This is a genomic window from Methylobacterium tardum, assembly GCF_023546765.1.
GTDB lineage: Bacteria > Pseudomonadota > Alphaproteobacteria > Rhizobiales > Beijerinckiaceae > Methylobacterium > Methylobacterium tardum.
The window spans coordinates 3,005,828-3,024,446 of sequence record NZ_CP097484.1 but is presented as its reverse complement, the minus strand read 5'-3'; the positions used below and the strand labels follow the sequence as shown (position 1 = coordinate 3,024,446).

18 protein-coding genes are annotated in these 18,619 nt (G+C 68.3%); all 18 read right to left on the bottom strand.

Annotation, left to right across the window (positions count from 1 at the left end; all coding sequences use genetic code 11):
* Positions 1-108: 108 nt before the first annotated feature.
* Positions 109-1,806: a GMC family oxidoreductase gene (locus M6G65_RS14515; RefSeq protein ID WP_238199491.1), complete on the bottom strand. Its 1,698-nt coding sequence runs from the start codon at positions 1,804-1,806 to the stop codon at positions 109-111.
* Between the two features lie 15 nt (positions 1,807-1,821).
* The gene (locus M6G65_RS14510; RefSeq protein WP_238199492.1) at positions 1,822-2,481 is read right to left on the bottom strand and encodes a gluconate 2-dehydrogenase subunit 3 family protein; all 660 of its coding nucleotides are present in this window, start codon (positions 2,479-2,481) and stop codon (positions 1,822-1,824) included.
* A 12-nt stretch (positions 2,482-2,493) separates the two neighbouring features.
* Positions 2,494-3,558 carry a hypothetical protein gene (locus M6G65_RS14505; protein WP_238199493.1) on the bottom strand — a complete coding sequence of 355 codons (1,065 nt, stop codon included), beginning with the start codon at positions 3,556-3,558 and terminating at the stop codon, positions 2,494-2,496.
* On the bottom strand, positions 3,542-4,636 hold the full coding sequence (locus tag M6G65_RS14500) for an enolase C-terminal domain-like protein (protein ID WP_238199496.1): 1,095 nt from the start codon (positions 4,634-4,636) through the stop codon (positions 3,542-3,544). Before M6G65_RS14500 ends, M6G65_RS14505 begins: the two co-directional genes overlap by 17 nt.
* A gap of 21 nt (positions 4,637-4,657) precedes the next feature.
* Entirely contained in the window at positions 4,658-6,448 is a 1,791-nt protein-coding gene (locus M6G65_RS14495) for a thiamine pyrophosphate-requiring protein (RefSeq protein ID WP_250104090.1), read from the bottom strand.
* Positions 6,449-6,633: 185 nt separating this feature from the next.
* The gene (locus M6G65_RS14490) at positions 6,634-7,578 is read right to left on the bottom strand and encodes an SMP-30/gluconolactonase/LRE family protein (protein WP_238199956.1); all 945 of its coding nucleotides are present in this window, start codon (positions 7,576-7,578) and stop codon (positions 6,634-6,636) included.
* A gap of 583 nt (positions 7,579-8,161) precedes the next feature.
* Positions 8,162-10,180: an AI-2E family transporter gene (locus M6G65_RS14485; protein ID WP_238199955.1), complete on the bottom strand. Its 2,019-nt coding sequence runs from the start codon at positions 10,178-10,180 to the stop codon at positions 8,162-8,164.
* Positions 10,181-10,454: 274 nt separating this feature from the next.
* On the bottom strand, positions 10,455-10,685 hold the full coding sequence (locus tag M6G65_RS14480) for a hypothetical protein (protein WP_238199953.1): 231 nt from the start codon (positions 10,683-10,685) through the stop codon (positions 10,455-10,457).
* A gap of 554 nt (positions 10,686-11,239) precedes the next feature.
* Positions 11,240-11,578 (bottom strand): DUF3618 domain-containing protein, encoded by a 339-nt coding sequence (locus M6G65_RS14475; RefSeq protein ID WP_238199951.1) that lies wholly within the window; start codon positions 11,576-11,578, stop codon positions 11,240-11,242.
* A gap of 118 nt (positions 11,579-11,696) precedes the next feature.
* Positions 11,697-11,891: a hypothetical protein gene (locus tag M6G65_RS14470; protein ID WP_250104089.1), complete on the bottom strand. Its 195-nt coding sequence runs from the start codon at positions 11,889-11,891 to the stop codon at positions 11,697-11,699.
* A gap of 377 nt (positions 11,892-12,268) precedes the next feature.
* Positions 12,269-12,751 carry a YidB family protein gene (locus M6G65_RS14465; protein ID WP_238199947.1) on the bottom strand — a complete coding sequence of 161 codons (483 nt, stop codon included), beginning with the start codon at positions 12,749-12,751 and terminating at the stop codon, positions 12,269-12,271.
* Positions 12,752-12,833: 82 nt separating this feature from the next.
* A complete protein-coding gene (locus tag M6G65_RS14460) occupies positions 12,834-13,529 on the bottom strand; it encodes a hypothetical protein (protein ID WP_238199945.1) in 696 nt (231 codons plus the stop codon).
* A 49-nt stretch (positions 13,530-13,578) separates the two neighbouring features.
* Positions 13,579-13,965, bottom strand: coding sequence for a hypothetical protein (locus M6G65_RS14455; protein WP_238199943.1), 387 nt, complete (start codon positions 13,963-13,965; stop codon positions 13,579-13,581).
* A gap of 101 nt (positions 13,966-14,066) precedes the next feature.
* Complete coding sequence (locus tag M6G65_RS14450) at positions 14,067-14,987, bottom strand: YsnF/AvaK domain-containing protein (RefSeq protein ID WP_250104088.1); 921 nt, start codon at positions 14,985-14,987, stop codon at positions 14,067-14,069.
* Entirely contained in the window at positions 14,984-15,484 is a 501-nt protein-coding gene (locus M6G65_RS14445; RefSeq protein ID WP_238199941.1) for a YsnF/AvaK domain-containing protein, read from the bottom strand. Before M6G65_RS14445 ends, M6G65_RS14450 begins: the two co-directional genes overlap by 4 nt.
* Before the next feature lie 2 nt (positions 15,485-15,486).
* Complete coding sequence (locus M6G65_RS14440; protein WP_430929563.1) at positions 15,487-16,443, bottom strand: PhnA-like protein; 957 nt, start codon at positions 16,441-16,443, stop codon at positions 15,487-15,489.
* Positions 16,444-16,631: 188 nt separating this feature from the next.
* A complete protein-coding gene (locus M6G65_RS14435; RefSeq protein WP_238199940.1) occupies positions 16,632-16,814 on the bottom strand; it encodes a hypothetical protein in 183 nt (60 codons plus the stop codon).
* A gap of 162 nt (positions 16,815-16,976) precedes the next feature.
* Positions 16,977-18,461: a PAS domain S-box protein gene (locus M6G65_RS14430; RefSeq protein WP_238199939.1), complete on the bottom strand. Its 1,485-nt coding sequence runs from the start codon at positions 18,459-18,461 to the stop codon at positions 16,977-16,979.
* Between the last annotated feature and the right edge of the window lie 158 nt (positions 18,462-18,619).

Genomic DNA, 18,619 nt, shown 5'->3' with positions numbered 1-18,619 from the left:
CGGCCAAGTTCAGCCAGCCGCTCGGCACCTCTATCGCTCGATTTGATCCATCGAACCTCAGCCTAGAAGCGGTCAATAGTAGAGCTATAGTGGAGCGCTGTACGTGGATCACCTCTTTTGTGCCGAGATCCGATCGGCCGTGCGCAGCGCGATTGCCTGGATGGTGAGCGACGGATTGACCCCGCCGACCGTCGGGAAGACCGAGCCGTCGCAAACGTAAAGGTTCGGGATGTCCCAGGAGCGGCAGTCGGCATCGACCACGGAGGTTCGCGGGTCGGACCCCATTCGGGCGGTGCCGTTGAGGTGGCAGGTGTCGTCGGTCTGGTCCCAGACCTCGCGGCCGCCCGCGGCCACCAGGGCCTCGCGCATGAACCTGAGCGCGTGCCGGTTCAGCGCCTTGTCGTTGTCGCACCAGGAATAAGTGATACGCGCCACCGGCAACCCATACTGATCCTTGACGTCCGCGAGCGTCACCCGGTTGCGCTCCTGCGGCATATACTCGGAGACGACCTTCAGCCCGGCCACGTGGTTGTAGCGCTGCATCTCGGCCACCAGCGCCTCGCCCCAGAGGCCGTGCGCGGAAGCCTGGGTATTGGCCCAGAGCTGCGGCAGCGGGCCCTGGCTCATGTACGAGTAGCCACCGAAGAAGTTCTTGGCGAAGGGGCCGTGACCCGTGTCGTCGTAGTTCCAGTGCTCGCTGATGGCGAGCGAGGGCGGGCCCTTGTAGCTGCGGATCTCCTCGTCGAAGACGCCCCAGACCGCTTGGTTGCCCTGGACCATCAGGTTCTTGCCGACGAGGCCCGAGGAGTTGGCGAGCCCGTCCGGGAATTCCTGGTTGGCCGAGTTCAGGAGCAGGCGCGGCGTCTCGATGGCGTAGCCCGCCACCACGACGTTCTTGGCGCGCTGGAACCGCCATTTCCCCTCGCGGTGATAGTGGACGCCGGTGGCGCGCCCGTTCCGCGTTTCGATGCGCCCGACCATGGCGAGGTCGCGGATCTCGGCGCCGGCCTTCAGGGCGCGGGGCAGATAGCTCACCAGCACGCTCTGCTTGGCGTTGGTCGAGCAGCCGAGCGTGCAGAAGCCCCGGTAGACGCATGGCGGCGCGTCGCCGTGCGGGGCCGAGACCGTGGCGAGCGGCGTCGGCGTCCAGCCGATGCCCATCGCCTCGGCGCCCCGGGCCAGCACCTTGGCGGCCGCGTTGATCTCGTGTGCGCGCCGGTGATAGCGGCGCCGGTGCGGCCCCCAGGGGTAGGAGACCGGGCCGGAGATCTTGAGGTCGTCCTCGACCTGATCGTAGTAGTGCCACATCTCTCGCCAACCGATCGGCCAGTCGGCGCCGTAGCCCATCAGGGTGCGCGCCTTGAACCACTCCGGCCGGAAGCGCAGGGCCACCATGGCGTAGTGGACGGTGGAGCCGCCCACCGCCTTGCCGGAATTGTTCGAGCCCATCTGCAGCGGGTTCTCGCCGTCGACGATGCGCTCGTCCGTCCAGTAGAGCTTGGACTGGTGGCTCTCGTCCGAGGCGAAATCCTCCAGCGGCCGGAAATACGGGCCGGCATCGAAGGCCACCACCGAGAAGCCCTGCTCCGCGAGCCGGCAGGCCAGGGTTCCGCCGCCCGCGCCGGTGCCGACGATGACGAAATCGACCTCCTCGTCGTCCCGGTACTGACGCATCGGCACCCACTCGCCGATCCGCATGACGTTGGGCGCGCGGCCGTCTCGGGCGCGGGGATGGTGCTCCGGATCGTCGCCGGGGGTGGCGTGCTTTGGGTTGTCGGCGGCGTTGCCGAGGCCGGGGATACGCATGAGCGAGGGAGATCCTTACCGACCGACCAAGAGGTTCTCTGCGTGGGCCTCGTCCTCGCGGCCCGGCTTGGCCTCGGCCGCCTCCCAAGGATCGCGGCGGTCGAAAGCCATGCGGACGTAGCCCCGCGGGCTCGCGGGGCCGCCCCAGCCGATCTCGTTCCAGGCGGTCGGGTGGGCGTAGTAGGCCTCCACCACATCCGCGAGCACGCGCTGCTTGAAGAACAGCTTGGACGGCATGCCCGCCCAGGCGGCGTCCGTGAGTTCGCCCGCCTCGGCGAGCTTCAGCAGCGCGTCCTGCGCCCAAGCGCCGAGTTCGTGGAAGCGCGCGCCGAACCGCGCCCGCGCCTCGGCGTCGAGGGCCTTCAGCCCCCGACGCCATGCCTCGCGCTCTTCGGGCAGATCGGGGTTGCGGTAGCCGTCGCGGGTATCGGTGGCGAGCTTGTGGTCCACCAGCGCCGCCACCGGGACCAGATTCGCCCGGTCCGCCGGCTGCGGCACGATCCGGTCGGCGATCGCCTTCATCGTCGGCCATTCGGATTCGTCGAAGAAGCGGCGCGTCTCCGGGCCGATCGCCAGCCGCTCGTCCAGAACCGCGCGGGTTTTGGCGTTCCAAGAGGGGCTGTCGCGCTTCGCCAGCACGTCGTAGCCGGGATAGAGGTCACGTCTCGGCAGCATGGGACACCCGGCTCAGAAGCGGAAGGGTCGGTGTTCGAGCAGTTCGAGGGCGGCGAGCCCGCCGAGCGCCACGCCCGAGAAGGAGGGCGGGGCCGGGAGCGGCGGCCCGTCGATAAGGTTCTGGCGCCAGTTGTCCCAGCCGCCCATCATCCGGGCGACGCCGTAGGCATGGAAGGCGACGCCGCCGACGCCCATCGCCGAGACCGCCCACATCCCGAGCCTCGCCCCCGTCTGGCGCGCGCCCACCGGCCTCGTGGCGGCCCGGACGAGGAGGGCGGCGGCCAGCGGCGGCAGGGAGACGGGGATGTACATGGCCGGGTTCTGGAAGGCGCCGCGGAAGTGCAGCAACCCGGCCTCCAGGGTCGTGCCGGCGAGCATGCCCGCGGTGGCCAGCGCCAGCGCGCGCCCGGCCGGCAGGCCGCCGAGTTGGGGCTGGTCGGGGTCAGCGTCGCGCACCCGCTCGGCGACGCCGCCGAGGATGCCGGCAAGCGTCAGCGCCATCGGCGCGCCGATGGGGGCGGAATAGAACAGGTTCTGGAAGGAGTAACCGCCTTCGCGCTTGCCGACGTTGTAGGCGTGGAAGCCGAAGCCGATCAGCCCGGTCAGCCCGGCCAACACCTGCACCCCGTGCCGGACGCGGGAGCTGCCGGGATCGGTGTCGCCGGCCCCGTGCAGGGACGCCGCCAGGGTGACGCTGGACACGATGATCGGCGTGTACATCGCCCGATTGAAGAACTGGCCGCGGTAATGCTCCAGACCGGAATCGAACAGCACCGAGGCGGCGAGCATCGTCGAGGCGTGGTTGAGGCGCTGCGCCGCGCTCGCCGTCACCGCGCGCCCGCGGGGCGCGTAGCGGCGCCCGTCCGAGCCGGCCGGATCGAGGCGCTTCTCGCGTCCGGAAGCGAACCACGTCAGCAGGCCGGCGCCGACAGCGGCCGCGGCGAGGACCACCACCGGATGCACCGCGGCCTCGACCCGCACGGGGGCGACGCGCCGCTTCAGGGCGGGTCCGGACGATCCCGGCGCGCCGCCGCGCCGCTCCGGCGGGCGCGGACCGCGGTCAGACAGCGTAGGCATCGGCGTCCCGGGTCTTGAGGGTGAGGCCATGGCCTGGGCGCGTGAGGTCGGGGGCGATGGCCCCGTCGCGAGCCACGGGGGCCCCGTCAAACAGCATCCGCTCGATGCGGACGTGGTCGTGGAACCATTCGAGGTGCCGGAAGCGCGGCGCCGCCACCGCGACGGGCAGGTGCACAGCCGGCGCGCAGTGGCCGGACAGGTCGATATGGGCCGCCTCGCAGAGGGCCGCGATCTTCAGGAAGCCGCTGTAGCCACCGCAGCGGGTCACGTCGGCCTGCGCGACGTCGACCGCGCCGGCCGCGAGCAGACCGCGCAGGTCGTTCAGGGTATAGGCGTACTCGCCTGCCGCGATCTCCATCCCGGCGGGCGCCGCCGCGCGGACGGAGGCCATCCCGGCGGGATCGTCGCTCGACACCGGCTCCTCGAACCACAGTACGCCGAACGGCTCGGCCGCCCGCGCGACCGCGACGGCGCGCTTCGGAGTGAAGGCTCCGTTGGCGTCGATGAACAGCTGCGCGGTGCCGATCGCCGATTTGGCGGCCGCCATGCGGGCCGGATCGCGCTCTGGCTGGCTGCCGATCTTCATCTTTACGGCGCGGCAGCCGTCCTGCTCGACCCAGCCGGCGAGCTGCTCGCGCAACTGCCGGTCGTCGTAGCTCGTGAAGCCGCCGCTGCCGTAGATATCCGCGCGCTCCCGCGCCCGCCCGAACAAGCTCGCGAGCGGCAGGCCGAGGAGGCGCGCCTTCAGGTCCCACAGGGCCGTGTCGAGGGCTGAGATCGCGGTGGCCGCGAGCCCGGAGCGGCCGAGGTTGCGCACAGCGCCCCACAGAACCCCGTTCACCCGCGGAATATCGAGGGCGGAGAGGCCGGAGAGGCGTGCCGCCAAGGTCTTGGTGATGAGCTGCGCGACGCTCGCGTCGGTATAGCTGTAGCCGAGGCCAGTCTCGCCCCCCGCCTCGACCTCGGCGACCACGAGAGTCGTCTTTTCCCAGGCAAAGGTGCCGTCGGCCTCCGGCGCGTCGGTGGGAACGGTGAACGCCCGGGCCCGCACCGCCCCGATCGTCGGGTCCTCACGCATCATCGGAGCCGGATCTTAGCTCTACTTCCGGTCGCCGGGCAGGACGGAACTCAGCACCTGCCGGGCGGTGTCGGCCAGGAGGTGGCGCTCCTTCGAGTCGCCCTTGCCCAGCATCGACATGAAGTTCTTGACCTGCTCCAGGGTGAAGAACGGCGGCAGCGGCGGCACCTCGGGATCGGTCTTGACCTCCAGCACCACCGGCACCGGGCTCGCCAGCGCCTCGTCCCAGGCCGGCCCGACCTGCGCCGGGTCGTCCACGTAGAGGCCCTTCAGGCCGATCAGCTCGGCGAACTTGTGGTAGGGCACGTTCGGAATGGTCTGGCTCGCCTCGAATTTCGGGTTGCCCTCCATCACCCGCTGTTCCCAGGTGACCTGGTTCAGGTCCTCGTTGTTGAACACGCAGCAGATCCAGGTCTTGTTGGACCAGCGATGCATGTACTTTGCCACCGTGATCAGCTCGGCCATGTTGTTCATCTGCATCGCGCCGTCGCCGACCAGCGCGATCACCGGCCGGTCGGGATGCGCCACCTTGGCGGCGATGGCGTAGGGCACCGCCGCGCCCATCGAGGCGAGGCCGCCCGAGAGCGAGCACATCTGGCCCCGGCGCATCTTCAGGTCGCGGGCGTACCAGTTGGCGCAGGAGCCGGAATCCGAGGTGACGATCACCCGCTCGGGCATGCGCGGCGAGAGTTCCCAGGTCACCCGCTGCGGGTTGACCGGGTTGGCCTTGGCCATCGCCCGGTCCTCGGCCTCCTTCCACCAGGAGGCGACGTTCTTCTCGATCCCGGTCCGCCAGGCGCCGCCCTCCTGCTTCTGGTCGAGGAGCGGCAGAAGGGCGGTGAGCGTCTCGGCGGCCTCGCCGCAGAGCGGCACCTCCATCGGGTAGCGCAGCGACAGCATCTCCGGCGCGATGTCGATCTGCACGCCGCGGGCCTGCCCCTCCTCGGGCAGGAACTCGGCCCAGGGAAAGCCCGAGCCGACCATCAGCAGGGTGTCGCATTCGGCCATCATGTCGGAGGACGGCTTGGAGCCGAGCAGGCCGATCGTGCCGGTGACGAAGGGCAGGTCGTCCGGCAGCGCCGCCTTGCCGAGCAGCGCCTTGGCGACGCCGGCCTGGAGCTTGTTGGCCACCGCGATGACTTCGTCGGTGGCGTGGAGCGCGCCGGCGCCGACCAGGATCGCGACCTTCTGGCCGGCATTCAGCACGTCGGCCGCCCGGCGCAGGTCGCCGTCGAAGGGCACGACCTTCGGGGCGGTGTAGCCGACGCCCGAGAAGGTGTTGCCGTGCTTGCGCACCGGCCCCTCGTAGGGAACGTCCTGCAGGTCGTTGGGCAGGATGATCGCCGCGACCTTCCGCTCGGCCTTGGCGATGCGCATGGCACGGTCGGCGATGTGGCGGACCGAGGCCGGGCTCGCCGCCTGCTGCACGTAGGCGGCGACGTCCTTGTAGACGCTCGTGAGATCTAGCTCCTGCTGGTAGTGCGCGCCGTTGACGTTGCGGGCCTGCTGGCCGGCGATGGCGAGCAGCGGCACGTGGTCCGAATAGGCGTCGTACATGCCGGTGAGCAGGTGCGTCGCGCCGGGACCGGAGGTGGCGAGGCAGACGCCGACCTCACCGGTGAACTTGGCGTAGGCGGTCGCCATGAAGGCCGCCATCTCTTCGTGGCGGACCTGGATGAACTCGAAGGGCAGGTCGTTGCGCTGAAGGGCGCCGAGCAGGCCGTTGATGCCGTCCCCGGGGTAGCCGAAGATCGTCTTCACCCCCCATTCGGCCAGACGCTTCCAGAAGAAGTCCGCGACGGAGTCGGCCATGGAACACCTCCTTGGAACCCGCGCGGCCGCGCAGCACGGGGCGGTGGCGGCGCGTCGAATGCGGCGTCGGGATTATGCATCTGACGCGCGATCGTCCGCGCGACGTCGTGGGGCTAACTGGCTGTCTTCCGACGCCGTTCCTGCGGTACGGACGGGCGCGCTGACGTTTGCGTGAGCAGTCTGGCTCACCCGCCCGCGAGGTCGATGGCGTAGAGGTGCTGCTTCGACGTGATGAACAGCCGCCGCTCGCCCGGCCCGAAGCAGCAGTTGGAGCAGAGTTGCGGCGTCGGGATCAGCCCGAGCCGGTGGCCTTCCGCCGAGAAGACCTGCACGCCAGCCTCGGAACTCGTCCAGATCCAGCCGCGGCGGTCGACGCGGAAACCGTCCGGTACGCCAGGCTCGACCTCGGCGAAGACGCGCCGCTCCCCGAGACTACTATCGTCCAACACGGGGAACGCGTAGATCGTGTGCCCGTCGCCGCCCTCGGTGCGGGACGTGTCACTGACGTAGAAGGTGCGCCCGTCCGGCGCGAAGGCGAGCCCGTTCGGCTGGCCAAGATCGACCATGCGCCGCACGGTGCCGGTGGCCGGGTCGAAGCGGTAGACGCTGTGGTGACCGAGGTCGGACTCGGCCAACACACCCTGCTTGGGCAGGCGCAGGCCGTAGGCTGGGTCGGTGAACCACAGGGCGCCGTCGGCAGCGCAGACGACGTCGTTCGGCGCGTTGAAGCGGCGTCCGTCATAGGTCTCGATCACCGCCGCGTAGCGCCCGCCAGGGGTCGTGCGGGACAGGCGGCGGTTGCCGTGCTCGCAATGGATCAGGTCGCCGTTCCGGTCGACCGTGTTGCCGTTGATGAAGGGGGTCGCGTCGATGACCACCCGCACGCACCCGTCCGGATGCCAGCCGAGGACACGGCGGCCCTCAACATCCGACCAGACCAGGATGTTCTGGGCGGGCCACCAGGTTGGGCCTTCGCCGAAGATCGCCTGATCGTAGAGCGAGAAGAGGCGGGCGTGGTGGGGCACCACCTCGCTGAAACGTGGGTCCAACGCCCGCGGCGGGTCGACGTGGGACACAGGTTCCGGCGGTCCGGACCGACGCAGCAGGTTCGACACGGGTTCGGCGGCCATGAAACCTCGGCGATGCTTTTTGTGCACAGTCGGGCTGCGGAAGCCCTCAGTTCGACAATGGGCGTTGGCCGATGTCGTTCGGCCGCTGATACAAGCGACCGGGGCGGCGCTGAACGTCCTCTTCCGCCGTGGTGGGCTCCTCACCGGGCCTGCCCCGGGTACGACGCTGGTCACGCGATCAGGGCGCGAGTTGAACGTCCGCTTCAATGGCGTCATCGCTCGACAGCGGACCAGCCGCTTTCGGCCAGACTACGCCAAGCCAAACTGCCGACGCGAGAAGAACCGGTCGTTCGGCTTTGCGCCCAACCCGGTCGTTCAGATGGCTTTGACGACGTCCCGTAAGCTGATGCTACCGGCTGCGATCGGCCATTCGAATAAGGGCAGCTTACGGAACTAATGTCGGTTCGGTGGCGCGTTCAACCGGGTAAAACACTCGCCCGCGATGACGCCGGAGACACACCGAAGTGTCTCCAAAATCGGCGGAGGAGTTATCTCGGCACCACCATCCGCGGACGTGGTCGGGATGTGCGCGAGGCGGATATGCAGCCAATTGGTTGCTGTCGGCTGTTCCCGCGAAGGCGTCTCAGGGAACAAGCCGAAGTGATGATGGCGCCGACGTTGTCGGTTTCCTACCGTCCTGCAGCTCGTGCGGTTTAGTCGCCGAGTCGGTCGCCGTCTGAGCCGCCTTCAAGCAGGCTTCGACCCCGTCGCGCAGCGAGGCCACGTAGACGTCCGCGCCGATCTGTCGGCCCAGGGCGGCGTCGGTGAGCACCTTCTCACCTACAGGCCACAATCCGACCAGAACCGGCATACCGGGCGCACGCCGCTTCAGGCGTTCCAGGAGGTAGCGCAGGTGCGCCGGGCTGCCGCTGATGTCCAGGTAAGAGATGCACACCATCGCCACGCCCGTCAGGTCGAGATCGCGGATACGGTCCCGTGAGACGGCCTCGTAGCCGATGACTTTGGCGCCGAGCCCGTGCTTGCGCAGCAACTGGGCCAGCATCGCTGAGGAGGCCTCGTCGAGGGGGCCGCGCCCCGCCACGCACAGGACGGGCGCCTCCCCGCGCCACGCTTCCGGCAGGCTCTCGCGCGGCGGGGCTTGGCCGGGTACGGCCTCGTTCTTCGGGTGCGCGCGTTCGGCCAGCGTCGGGGTGTCTTTCGGATGGAGCGCATTGTCCTCGCCGTCCGGCTCGGCGTCGGGATGGCCCTCGAAATCCTCCACCAGTGAGCGAGCCGAGTTGCGGATGCCGTCTAGCTGCGCCGGCGTCACGACCCCGCGGGCGTAGTCGTTGGCGGCGAGCTGGAGGCCCTTGAGCGCCACCTCGTCGTAGTACGAGGACAGGGAGCGCTCCTTCAGCATGCCCTCGGCAAGGTCACGCACCTCGTCCGGGTCGCCGGCCAGCATGCGCTGGTAGAAGTTCTCCACCGGCGTCAGCGGTGGCCGATCGCCCAGCAGGACGTCGAGGAACTCCAGGCTGTCCACGTGGCGGCCGAGCACCACGAGGCAGACGGTGAACGGGGTGGCCAGGATCAGGCCGATCGGGCCCCACAGGAAGCCCCAGAACAGGGTCGAGACGATCACCGCGAAGGGCGAGAGGCCGGTGGAGTGGCCGTAGAGCAGCGGCTCGATCACCTGCCCGAAGATCGGCTCGGCGATCAGGAACAGCGCTGCGGTCGCGATCACCATCGACCAGCCCGGGTCGACCGCGGCGGCCAATGCCACCGGGAGGATGCCCGAGATAAAAGAGCCGATATACGGGATGAACCGCATGATCGCCGAGAACACGCCCCAAAGCAGCGGGTTGGGCACGCCGATGAACCAGAGGCCGACGCCGACGATGACACCGAAGGCCGCGTTCATACCGAGCTGGGCGAGGAAGTAGGTGCCGAGCCGGCCCGCCGCGTCGTCCATGGCCACTGTCGTGCGGTGCAGGTCTCTCGATCCGAACAGGCGGATCATGCGGTTGCGCAGATCCTCCCGCTGCAGGAGCAGGAACACCACCACGACGAGGACGATGCCGACGTCGGTCAGCGGCGAAACGACGGGACCGAGCACCTTCTCGGCCAGCGCGAGCGGCGAGGGCTCGGGCTCCTGCACGCGAACGAGCTGCGGCTTGGGCGTGTCGCCAGCTGGCCCGGTCGCCGCGCTCGTACCGACGGCGTCGGCCTTCTGGGTCACGTCCCGCACTTGGTGGTTGAACTTCTGGAGGAGGCGGTTGGCCTCGCCGAACCAGCCTTGCTGCAGCCCGGCGAACTTCTTCTGCACGGTGGCTTGGTACTGCGGCAGGTTTCCGGCGAGCCCGGCCACCTGCGTACCGATGACCGCGCCGATGCCGCCCAGCATTCCTAGAGCGAGCAGGACAGCGACGATGACCGAGGGCACCCGTCCGAGCTTGATCCGCCGGAGCAAGTTGACGACGGGACCCAGGACGAAGCTGAGCAGCACGGCCAGCACGAGAGGGATGAACACCTCGCGGCCGAAGTATAGAGCCGCGATCAGCACCACGCCGATGGCGAGGGTGAGCAGCCCGTGGACACCCGGGACTAGAGGCGGCGGCACCTGCGCTGGCTGGCGTGAAGCGGTACTCGGCTCAGCTGACATACTGGTAGAACCTCGGCGATAAAAGCTCAGTTCTGCCGTTCGCGCTGCTGTAACGCCGAGCACGATTTTGCGGCCTTGAACAGGTATGCTCTGCTGTTGGGAAGTGCGCGAGTTGAGCGAGTTGTAGGATTAGGCTTACGGCCGAACGTCGACGAACGCTCAAGGTTCGCAACCTTGCTCCAACCTCAAAGTCAGCAGACGCCCGTAAGTGCCCCGTCGCTTGATTTGATTACGGGCTGGTGAAGAGGAGCTCAGAGAGATCGTTCATAGGCTGCTATTCGTCCTCCGATACCTTACGCGGCTGCACGACGACCTTAGGCCAGCGATCAAGCCCGATGGGCATCAGGACGGCGATCTGCTGTGGCACCTCGGCGTCGCCGAGAAGGCTCCTCAGTGAGATACGACACGCTTCTTCCAGTTCGGGTCGCGTGCGCGCGCCCGAGGTCTTTAGGTCAGCGATGAGGAGCGCGGCGATCTCGCAGGCAAAGGCATCTGGGTCTGACATGGTGCACTCCGCGTCTCCTGCGAAGCTAAACTTACCCAGCTCAGCTTAGGTTCTCTGTTGGTGGCAAAACGCGTTTTCACACATCGTTGATGGTACTTGTGAGCCGGCAGACTAACTGATCGGAGCAGCCTCGGCCTCAGTAGCTGGAGGTGGAAAGCTGGCGCCGGCCGTGCGAAGCGCCTGCACCAGAGCATTCAGCTGCGCGATTGTGACCATCGGTTCGTCAGGGCTGCTCTCGGCTCGCGTTACGACGCTTAGAGGCACCTTGGCTCGCTTGGCCATCTCGGCAGGAGCCCAGGCGATAGACAGTCGTGCTGCGAGAAGCTGAGGACCTTTGATCACCCTCATCCGTTCCTGTCACCAAGCGTTGCAAACATAGGCGTTCGCCTTGCGAGTACTGATGGCGGCTACTTGCCTGCGCCACCCTTGATTGAGAAGGTGGTAGGGTCCGGATCGGCGCTGACCCGGATCTCTCCTCTAACCGGAACTCATTCGTTTGTTGAAGATATCAGCGTCTTCTAGGAAGGAGGTCTGCTTCGAAACAGTCCGAACACTTAAATCGGTTCCGGGTAGATCCGCGCGCGTCTGCCTCGTCGGAGGCGCTCGTCTCCCTGCACCGAAGCCGATGGTAGATTGCCGGCTGACAGCTTCGCAGGTTGTTTGACTCGCGCCAGAAGCATGCTCAACCCGGCACAGATCAGCAGCACCGGTATCGGATGGCGTCGCACAGCATCTACGGACAGGTCGTAGAGGTCGCCGCCGGCACCGCTGCGCCTTGCTGTCCCGAGCACGTCCTCGACGAACGCACCGGGGTGGAGGCGATCCTGGAGCTGGTTGAGCACGCCGTCGAGCCGCGCCCGCCCAGCCTCGATCTCCCGCTCGATCTTGTTCACCGTCGCGTTCATATCCAAACCCGCCGCAGGTTATGCCGCCATCAGCTGAAATGGCCTCTTGAGTGAGGTGACTGGGCTCACGAAGATCGCGCGCCCAGCCGTGGCTCGATTGCGCGAACTACTTCTTGGCGCTGCTCTTGCTGTGCGCCTTCGCCGAGCTCTCGTGCGCTTTTTCGGAGTGGCCGTGCGCCTCCTTCGAGTGCTTGGCCGCGGTGGCCTCGTCACCCTTCTCGTGGTGCTCGGCCGCGGTCTTGTGCGACTTGGCGGCGGCCTCGTGGTGCTTGGCCGCCTCGTGGTGTGCGTTCTGGGCCATGGCTGTGTTCCTTGTTCGGCACCATCACGGTGCTCGTTGCGGTTGGATCGACCGGCGCGTCCAGGTGGGGGATCCCACCTGGCGTGCGGAGTGTCCTCAGGTCCACCATGGTTCCTTGCACTGGCGACTTGCCCGTGTCGGTGTTGCGTTCCACCGCTGGGGGAAGCTCTCGTGAGAGCCGGGAAAGACGCATGGGAGGCGGTCTGCCTCGAAGGGGTGCCACTACTTTGGACCAACCGCCGCAAGGAGGCGGCTCGGGGTGCCGCTGGCCGTCGCCGAGGCGAGTACCAGGATCAGCAGCCGTCAATGGGCGCGTCTGCGGTGGGTCAGCTTGGACGCCAGCGCCCGTATTTTCCGTGGGCGCCGCGCAACACAGGCTACCAGTTCGCGTGCTCCTGCTCGGTCGGCATCCGGCCCTGCGGGGTGAGTTGGTCGACCACACCGGGCAGCAGTCGCGAGAGCTGCGACAGCAGGTCGGAACTGCCCATCCCGGTCTGCTGCGAGAGCTGCCCCACCGTCTCCGGACCGAGCGCCGCGCCGAGATCGTGCGGCGCGATCGGCTGGTTCTGGCCGCTGCCGATCCACGAGTTGATCGCCCCGCCGTGACCGGCCTGGGTGAACTGCTCGACCAGAGCACCGAGCCCACCGGCCCCGCTACTGCCTCCCAGCAGACCACCGAGGCCACCCTGGCCGCTGAGACCGCCGCCGCTTGCGTTACCAGCCATGCCGCCGAGGCCGCCCCCGGCCCGCGCAGCAAGCAGGCTCATCAGGACACCGACGAGAGGATTTGCTCCGCCTCCCTGCTGCTGACCAGCATTGCCGCCGACCACGCTGCCGATGATGCTGTCGAGTAGGCCCATGGTCTGTACTCCTGATGCGGCCGCAGGCCGGGTGATCGTACTGGTCGCTGACGAGGCCGCTCTGGCGGGTGGATCCCGATGATCAAATCGGGTGATTGTAGACCCGCACCCGCCGGGCACCGGACGTCCGCGTATCGGTGTCCGTCACAGGAGGGTTGACCGCAACGTTCTCGCGTACGAGCGAGCCGGCGGCGGCATCCGAGCCGATCAAAGTCGAGGTATCGCCTCGGGCCTCGCCGGCCGTCCCGCTGTTCCAGCCCTCGCTCTCCCAACCCTGCGCACGCGCGTCGAGATCGACGGCGCCATGCTCCTCCAGGATGCGCGTGGCTACAGCAGCGTGAGCCTCATCCGCCCGCACGGTCAGCAGCGAGCCGCCACGGCGTACACCCTCAGCGTAGGCGTGCGCATCTGTCTCGCTCACGCCGGCGCCGGTCAACGAGCCGGTCAAACCGCCCGCTGCGGCACCGATGCCTGCACCGGTCAGCGTCGCCACCAGCCAGCCCGCGGCCACGACCGGTCCGACGCCCGGGATGGCCATCAACCCGAGGCCAGCGAGCAGGCCCGCACCGCCACCCAGGATCGTGCCGAGCGTCGCACCGGTACCCGCGCCAGTGGTGGCATGGTCGGCCGTGTCGCCGGTTCCGGCGGTGCTGGTCTCCGCCTTGTTGCTGACGAGGCTGATATCGGAGTGCGGCACGCCGGCCGCCTCCAACTTCGTCACCGCCGCGGCAGCGTCGTCGTAGCGATCGTACAGGGCCGAGAGGGTCTGCGTGGGCATGGGATGACTCCGAGATGTTCGAGCGGGACAGATCGAGCGAGGGGGCCGGCTACTGGACCGCGACATTGCCCTTGAAGTCGAGGCCGACGCTGGCGGGCTTACCATCCACCATGGTGCTGGCGTGCCAGATACCGTCGGCGTCCTTCTTGAGGTCCTTGACCTCGTGGTAGCCGGCCCGCTCGAGGCGGCGGCGAACCTCACCCTCGGTGAAGCTGTTGGCGCCCCGCTCCAGCTTGACGTTCGCCCCCGTGCCGGTTGCGGCTGCCTTGCCATCGTTAGCGTGATCGGTGTTCGGCCGCGTCACGGCGTTCTGCCCGCCTGAGGTCGCGCTCGACGTGCCACCCGTCGCCGGCTGTCCGGTCACGGTCGTCTGCGCCAGTGCGGGCGCTGCCGCGAGCAGCGGCAACACGAGGAGGATCGAGCGGTTCAGGGACATGGCGGGGCCAGCGGTTTTCTGGTTGCGGGGGATCCGAAGTCAGATCTCGGCAGGGTGTGCGGCCCGGTGCATCAAGGCTCCGGGCCGCGTGCTCAGGTGGATCAAACCGGCTTGCGGGTGCCCGGCGTGGTCCCGGCCGTCGCGGTGCCGGTCGCGCCGGTGCGGCTGACGTTGCCGCGCTCGTCCTCGACCTCGACCTCGGTGTGCCGCACCTTGTCGGCGATGGTCTCGACGTGCTGCGTCGCGCCCTTTCGGATGCCGACCTCCTCGACCACGCGGGCCTCCTTCGACACCACCGCCTGCTCGCGCATCTCGGTCGCCTCGATGGTCTTGCTCGCGAACAAGGCCTCGTCGGCCGCCGTCACCGGCCGGTCGACCGCGCGCCGGTCGACGTGGACGGTCTCGTCGCGCAGGGTGACCTGCTCCTCGACCGGCTTCTCGACGACGTACGAGCGAACTCGCACCCGACCCGCCTCAGCCACGCGCTTGCCGACGTTGAGCCGCTCCTCGGCGACCGGGATGTAGTCCGTCTCGCCCGCGGTTGTGCCGGCGCCCTTCAGAGCCGCGGCACCCGTAGCCGAAGTTCCCGTAGCTGTTCCGGTCGCCGCCGTGCCTGTGGTTGAGCCGGCCACGGTCGTGCCGCCCGACGCCGAGTACCCGCTCCAGCCTTCCTTGCGCCAGGAGGCCTCGCGCTGGTCGAGATCCACCGAGCCGTGCTGCTCCAAGATGTCGTAGGCCGTTTCGGTTTGCGTCGGCTCGACGCTCGCGGTCAGCAGCGTGCCGCCGCGGCTCAGGCCCTCGCTGTAGGCGTAGCGATCCTCCTCGGGCATGAAGAAGTCCTTCAGCGAGCCCCAGAAGCCACCCTCGTCCTTGTGGTAGTCGTACGAGCCGCTCGTGCGCGCCGTCTGCGCTCCCTGGACCAGCCGAATTGCCGATTGCGGGATGCCGGCGGCAACGAGCTTGGCTTGCGCGGCCTGCGCCTCGGCCGGGCGATCGAACAGTGCGGTGATCGTCTGCGTCATGGTGTTTTCTCCTGGGCTGAAAGGGGATCGATCTGCACGCTGGCGTGGCCGTCCAGGCTCACGCGTTCCACCACGGCGCGCTGCTTGCGCAGCGTCACCGGGACCTCGACGTCCTCATCCGCGGAGTTTCGGCGGATGTGCAGCTCCTCCTTCAGGACGAGGCGCTTCTCGACGACGAGGATCTCTTCGAGGACCGGGATGATCGTCACCCCGTCCTCCTCGCGCACCGCCGGGGGCACCTCGCCCGGCGACAGCGTTCGGTCCATCGGCACACGGGTGACCTCGACGGTGTCGCTGCGCAGGCTCTCGCGCAGGACCTGGTCCACGGTCTCGGTGAGGGTCGAGACCCGCACCCGTCCGGTCTCCACCGCCCGCTTGTCGATGCGTGCGGTCTCCTCGACCACCGGGAGCGTCACACTCTCGCCGGCGGCGACCTCCACCGCCTCTACGCCTTGCGCCTGTGGGGGCTTCGGTTGGCTGTCGGCGGGATCGCTCATGGTCAGATCCGACCCTGGGTCGTGGTGACGACGCCGGTGCGGCTCACCACCGGATCGACGGCGGCGCCGCGGCCCGCGAAGAAGGCCGCCAGCGCGCCGAGGATCAGCGCCAGGGCGCCGTAGAGCGCGCCCTGCGAGGCGACACGCGCGGCGGCATCAGCCGCCTGCTTGGCCTGTTCCTTGGCCTTGGCTGTCGCGTCGTTGAACTGCTGCACGTACTGAGCGACCTGGGTCCGGGCCTGCTCGACCGGGATGTTCTGCGCCTTCGCCAGCGCCTGAGCCGCGTTCTCCTGCGCATCTTTCTGCTGGGCGGTATCACCCGTCACCGCCGCGCGCATCGCGCTGACGGCGGCGTTCTTCAGGGCCTCCGGATCGTTGCCGGTGCCGCTGCGGACCTCGCTCTCGATGTTCGAGAACGGGTTATCCATGCCCGGCAGCGACGGGGCGGCAGCCTGTGCGGCGGTCTTCACCGAGCCGCCGATCAGGTTGCCGGCGCCACCCAGCGTGCTCGACACCGCGCTCGACGCGCCGCTGACGACACCGCCGACAGCCGAGGACAGCAGGTACACGACGACCAGCGTCGAGACCGCCCAGGCGATCAGTCCGTGGTAGGCAGTCGTAGTGTTGGCCGGCTTGCCCGAGAGGCGCCCTGCGAGCCAGCCGCCGGCGGCGGAGGCGAGGATGCCGGAGATCACGAACCAGATCCCCGCGCCCGAGGACAGGCTGCCGGCGGTCGGTGTGCCGTTACCCGCCGGGTCGACGGTCGAGAGGCCGATGCCGAGCCCGACCATGTTGAGGATGACCTGGGCGACCAGCGCGATCACCGCGCCGGCGAACACCGCGCCCAAGGAGACGGAGTGCAGCGCCATCGTGCGCATGTCCTCCGCGGGGGAGACCGCGCTGACGGTGGGGACGTCGCGGTCGTAGGCCGGACGGGTGGTGTCGGGGGTCAACGCCATGCTCGGTGCTCTCAGGTCAGTGTGGTTCGATCTTCGGCCGGGAGCGGCAGAAACGGGTTTGGTCCAAGGTCAGATCACCCGGCGACGGCCGAGCAGGGTGTGGTTGCGCCTCAGCAAGACCGTCTGCAGGCTCGCTGAAGCCGTGCAGAAGCCGCGGGTGTGGTCTCATGTCCGCTCGCGACCCGGCATCACGTGAGGGTCGGGCGCCTTGGTCTCGGCTTGGGGTTCGACGACGTGTGCGCGGCTTCGATGGCGGCGATCTCGGCGGCGGCTTCCGCTTGGATCGCGCGGTCGCCCTCGATGATGCCGATGGCTTCCTTGATCAGCGCCCGGGCATGGTCGGGCGAGAGCACCTTCCGACGCCCGGCCACACGGATCTCCTCGTATCAACCCGCTGGGATGATCTTCCGAGATGCTCGCGTGAGCAGAGCTACCACTGCGTAATCAGTGGATCTACTCGAAGTTCCGACGATTTACATAAAGTACATTTCTACCAGGTCGACTTGGTAGTTCCGTCACGGTTTTCGTGGGTCTCAGCGCCGGTGCCGCGTGTTCGGCCCGATGCCGCGCTCCTGCGCCCACACCAGTACGGCGCTGCGGCGGTTGACCCCGAGCTTGCGGTAGAGGCTCGAGACGTGATTGCGCACCGTGTTCGGCGACAGCTTCAGCTCGGCCCCGATCTCGTGGTCGGTAGCGCCCTGGCAGATCCGCGTGAGCATGTCCCGCTCGCGGGTCGTCAGGTTTTCGACACCGACCGACGGCCGGGCGGCGCGTGACGGGTGACGCAGGGTCGCTAACTTGTCGATCACCCCGTGGCTGAACCACGACGCGTCCGCCATCACCGCCTCGATGGCGGTGATCAGCTCGCGCTCCGAGCGCTTGCGACTGGTGATGTCCTGCAGGGCGCACAGCACGCAGGCCTCATCGTTGATGCTCACCCGCTCGGCCGAGACGAGGCAGTCGATCTCGGCGCCCGCCGCATCCTGCAGCACGGCCTCGAAGCCGCGAACGCTGCCGAGTCGCCTCAAGTCGCGGGAGAACTTGCGCTGCTCGGCGCGGTCGGCCCAGAGCGCGAGATCGGCGAGCGACTGGCCGCCCGTCGGCTCAGGCGCGGGCCCAAAGGTGGTAACGAAGGCCTGATTGACGCTGGTGATCTCCAGCCCGTCCGCGTCCATCAACGCGCTCGGCACCGGCGACAGGTCGAACGCCTTGGCGAAGCGCTCCTCGCTGTGGCGCAGCGCCATCTCCGCCTTCCGGCGATCCTCCAGATCGGCGAAGGTGAACAGCATGCACGGCTCGATGCCGCCCGGGCCCGGCATCTCGATGGGATGTCCGGCCACGATCACGTAGCGGCCTCTCCCACAAGGGGTTGCGAGCTGAGCCTCCATCTGCGGGATGGTGCGGCCCTGGTGCAGGCGATGGATCGCCATCTCGCGCCGCTCGGCCTCGCGAAGCAGATCGATCTCGCAGAAGCTCCGGCCGAGCACATCGTCGCGATGGTACCCGGTCAGGTCCAGGAAGCCGTGGTTGACCCGCACGAAGCGTAGATCGGCGATCCGGCAGATGATCGCCGGAGCCGGGTTGGCGTTGAACATCCGCTCGAACCGGGCCTCGGCCTGGTAGTGCTCGCTGACATCCTGCATCACGAGGGCGAGGCCATTCAGTGTGCCATCGGCATCGGTCGTCACCAGGCTGCGGATCCGGTGCATCCACCTGTGTGTCGGATCCCGCTTGGGGATCAACTCGACTACGACGTCGCGGAACACCTCGCCGGCGAGCACCCGGTCGAGGGGGTGCTGTAGCGGGCCGATCTCCCGGTGATTGCGGTAGTGCAGGGTGAAATTCGCGCGGTACTCGGACACGGTGGCGCCGAGATCGCCGGCGTCCGCAACCCCGTGCATCATCACGGCGGCGTCGTTCGCGTAGGCGATGGTCTGATCCGGCTCGATCAGGATCACGCCCTCGGATAGGCCGGCCACAATCTGCTGCATCTGTATGTGGCGCGTCTCATCCGCCATCGGCGTCTCTCCTCGCGGAACACCAACGTTCGGACGCGTGGAAAGCCCTGATGCGAACGACGGCGGCTCGAGGAAAATCTTCGCGGTCGGTCGAGAGTTTCCGGCTGCATCGTCCTCTGTGACCTCAGACGGAACGACGCGGCGATGCCGACGGGCGG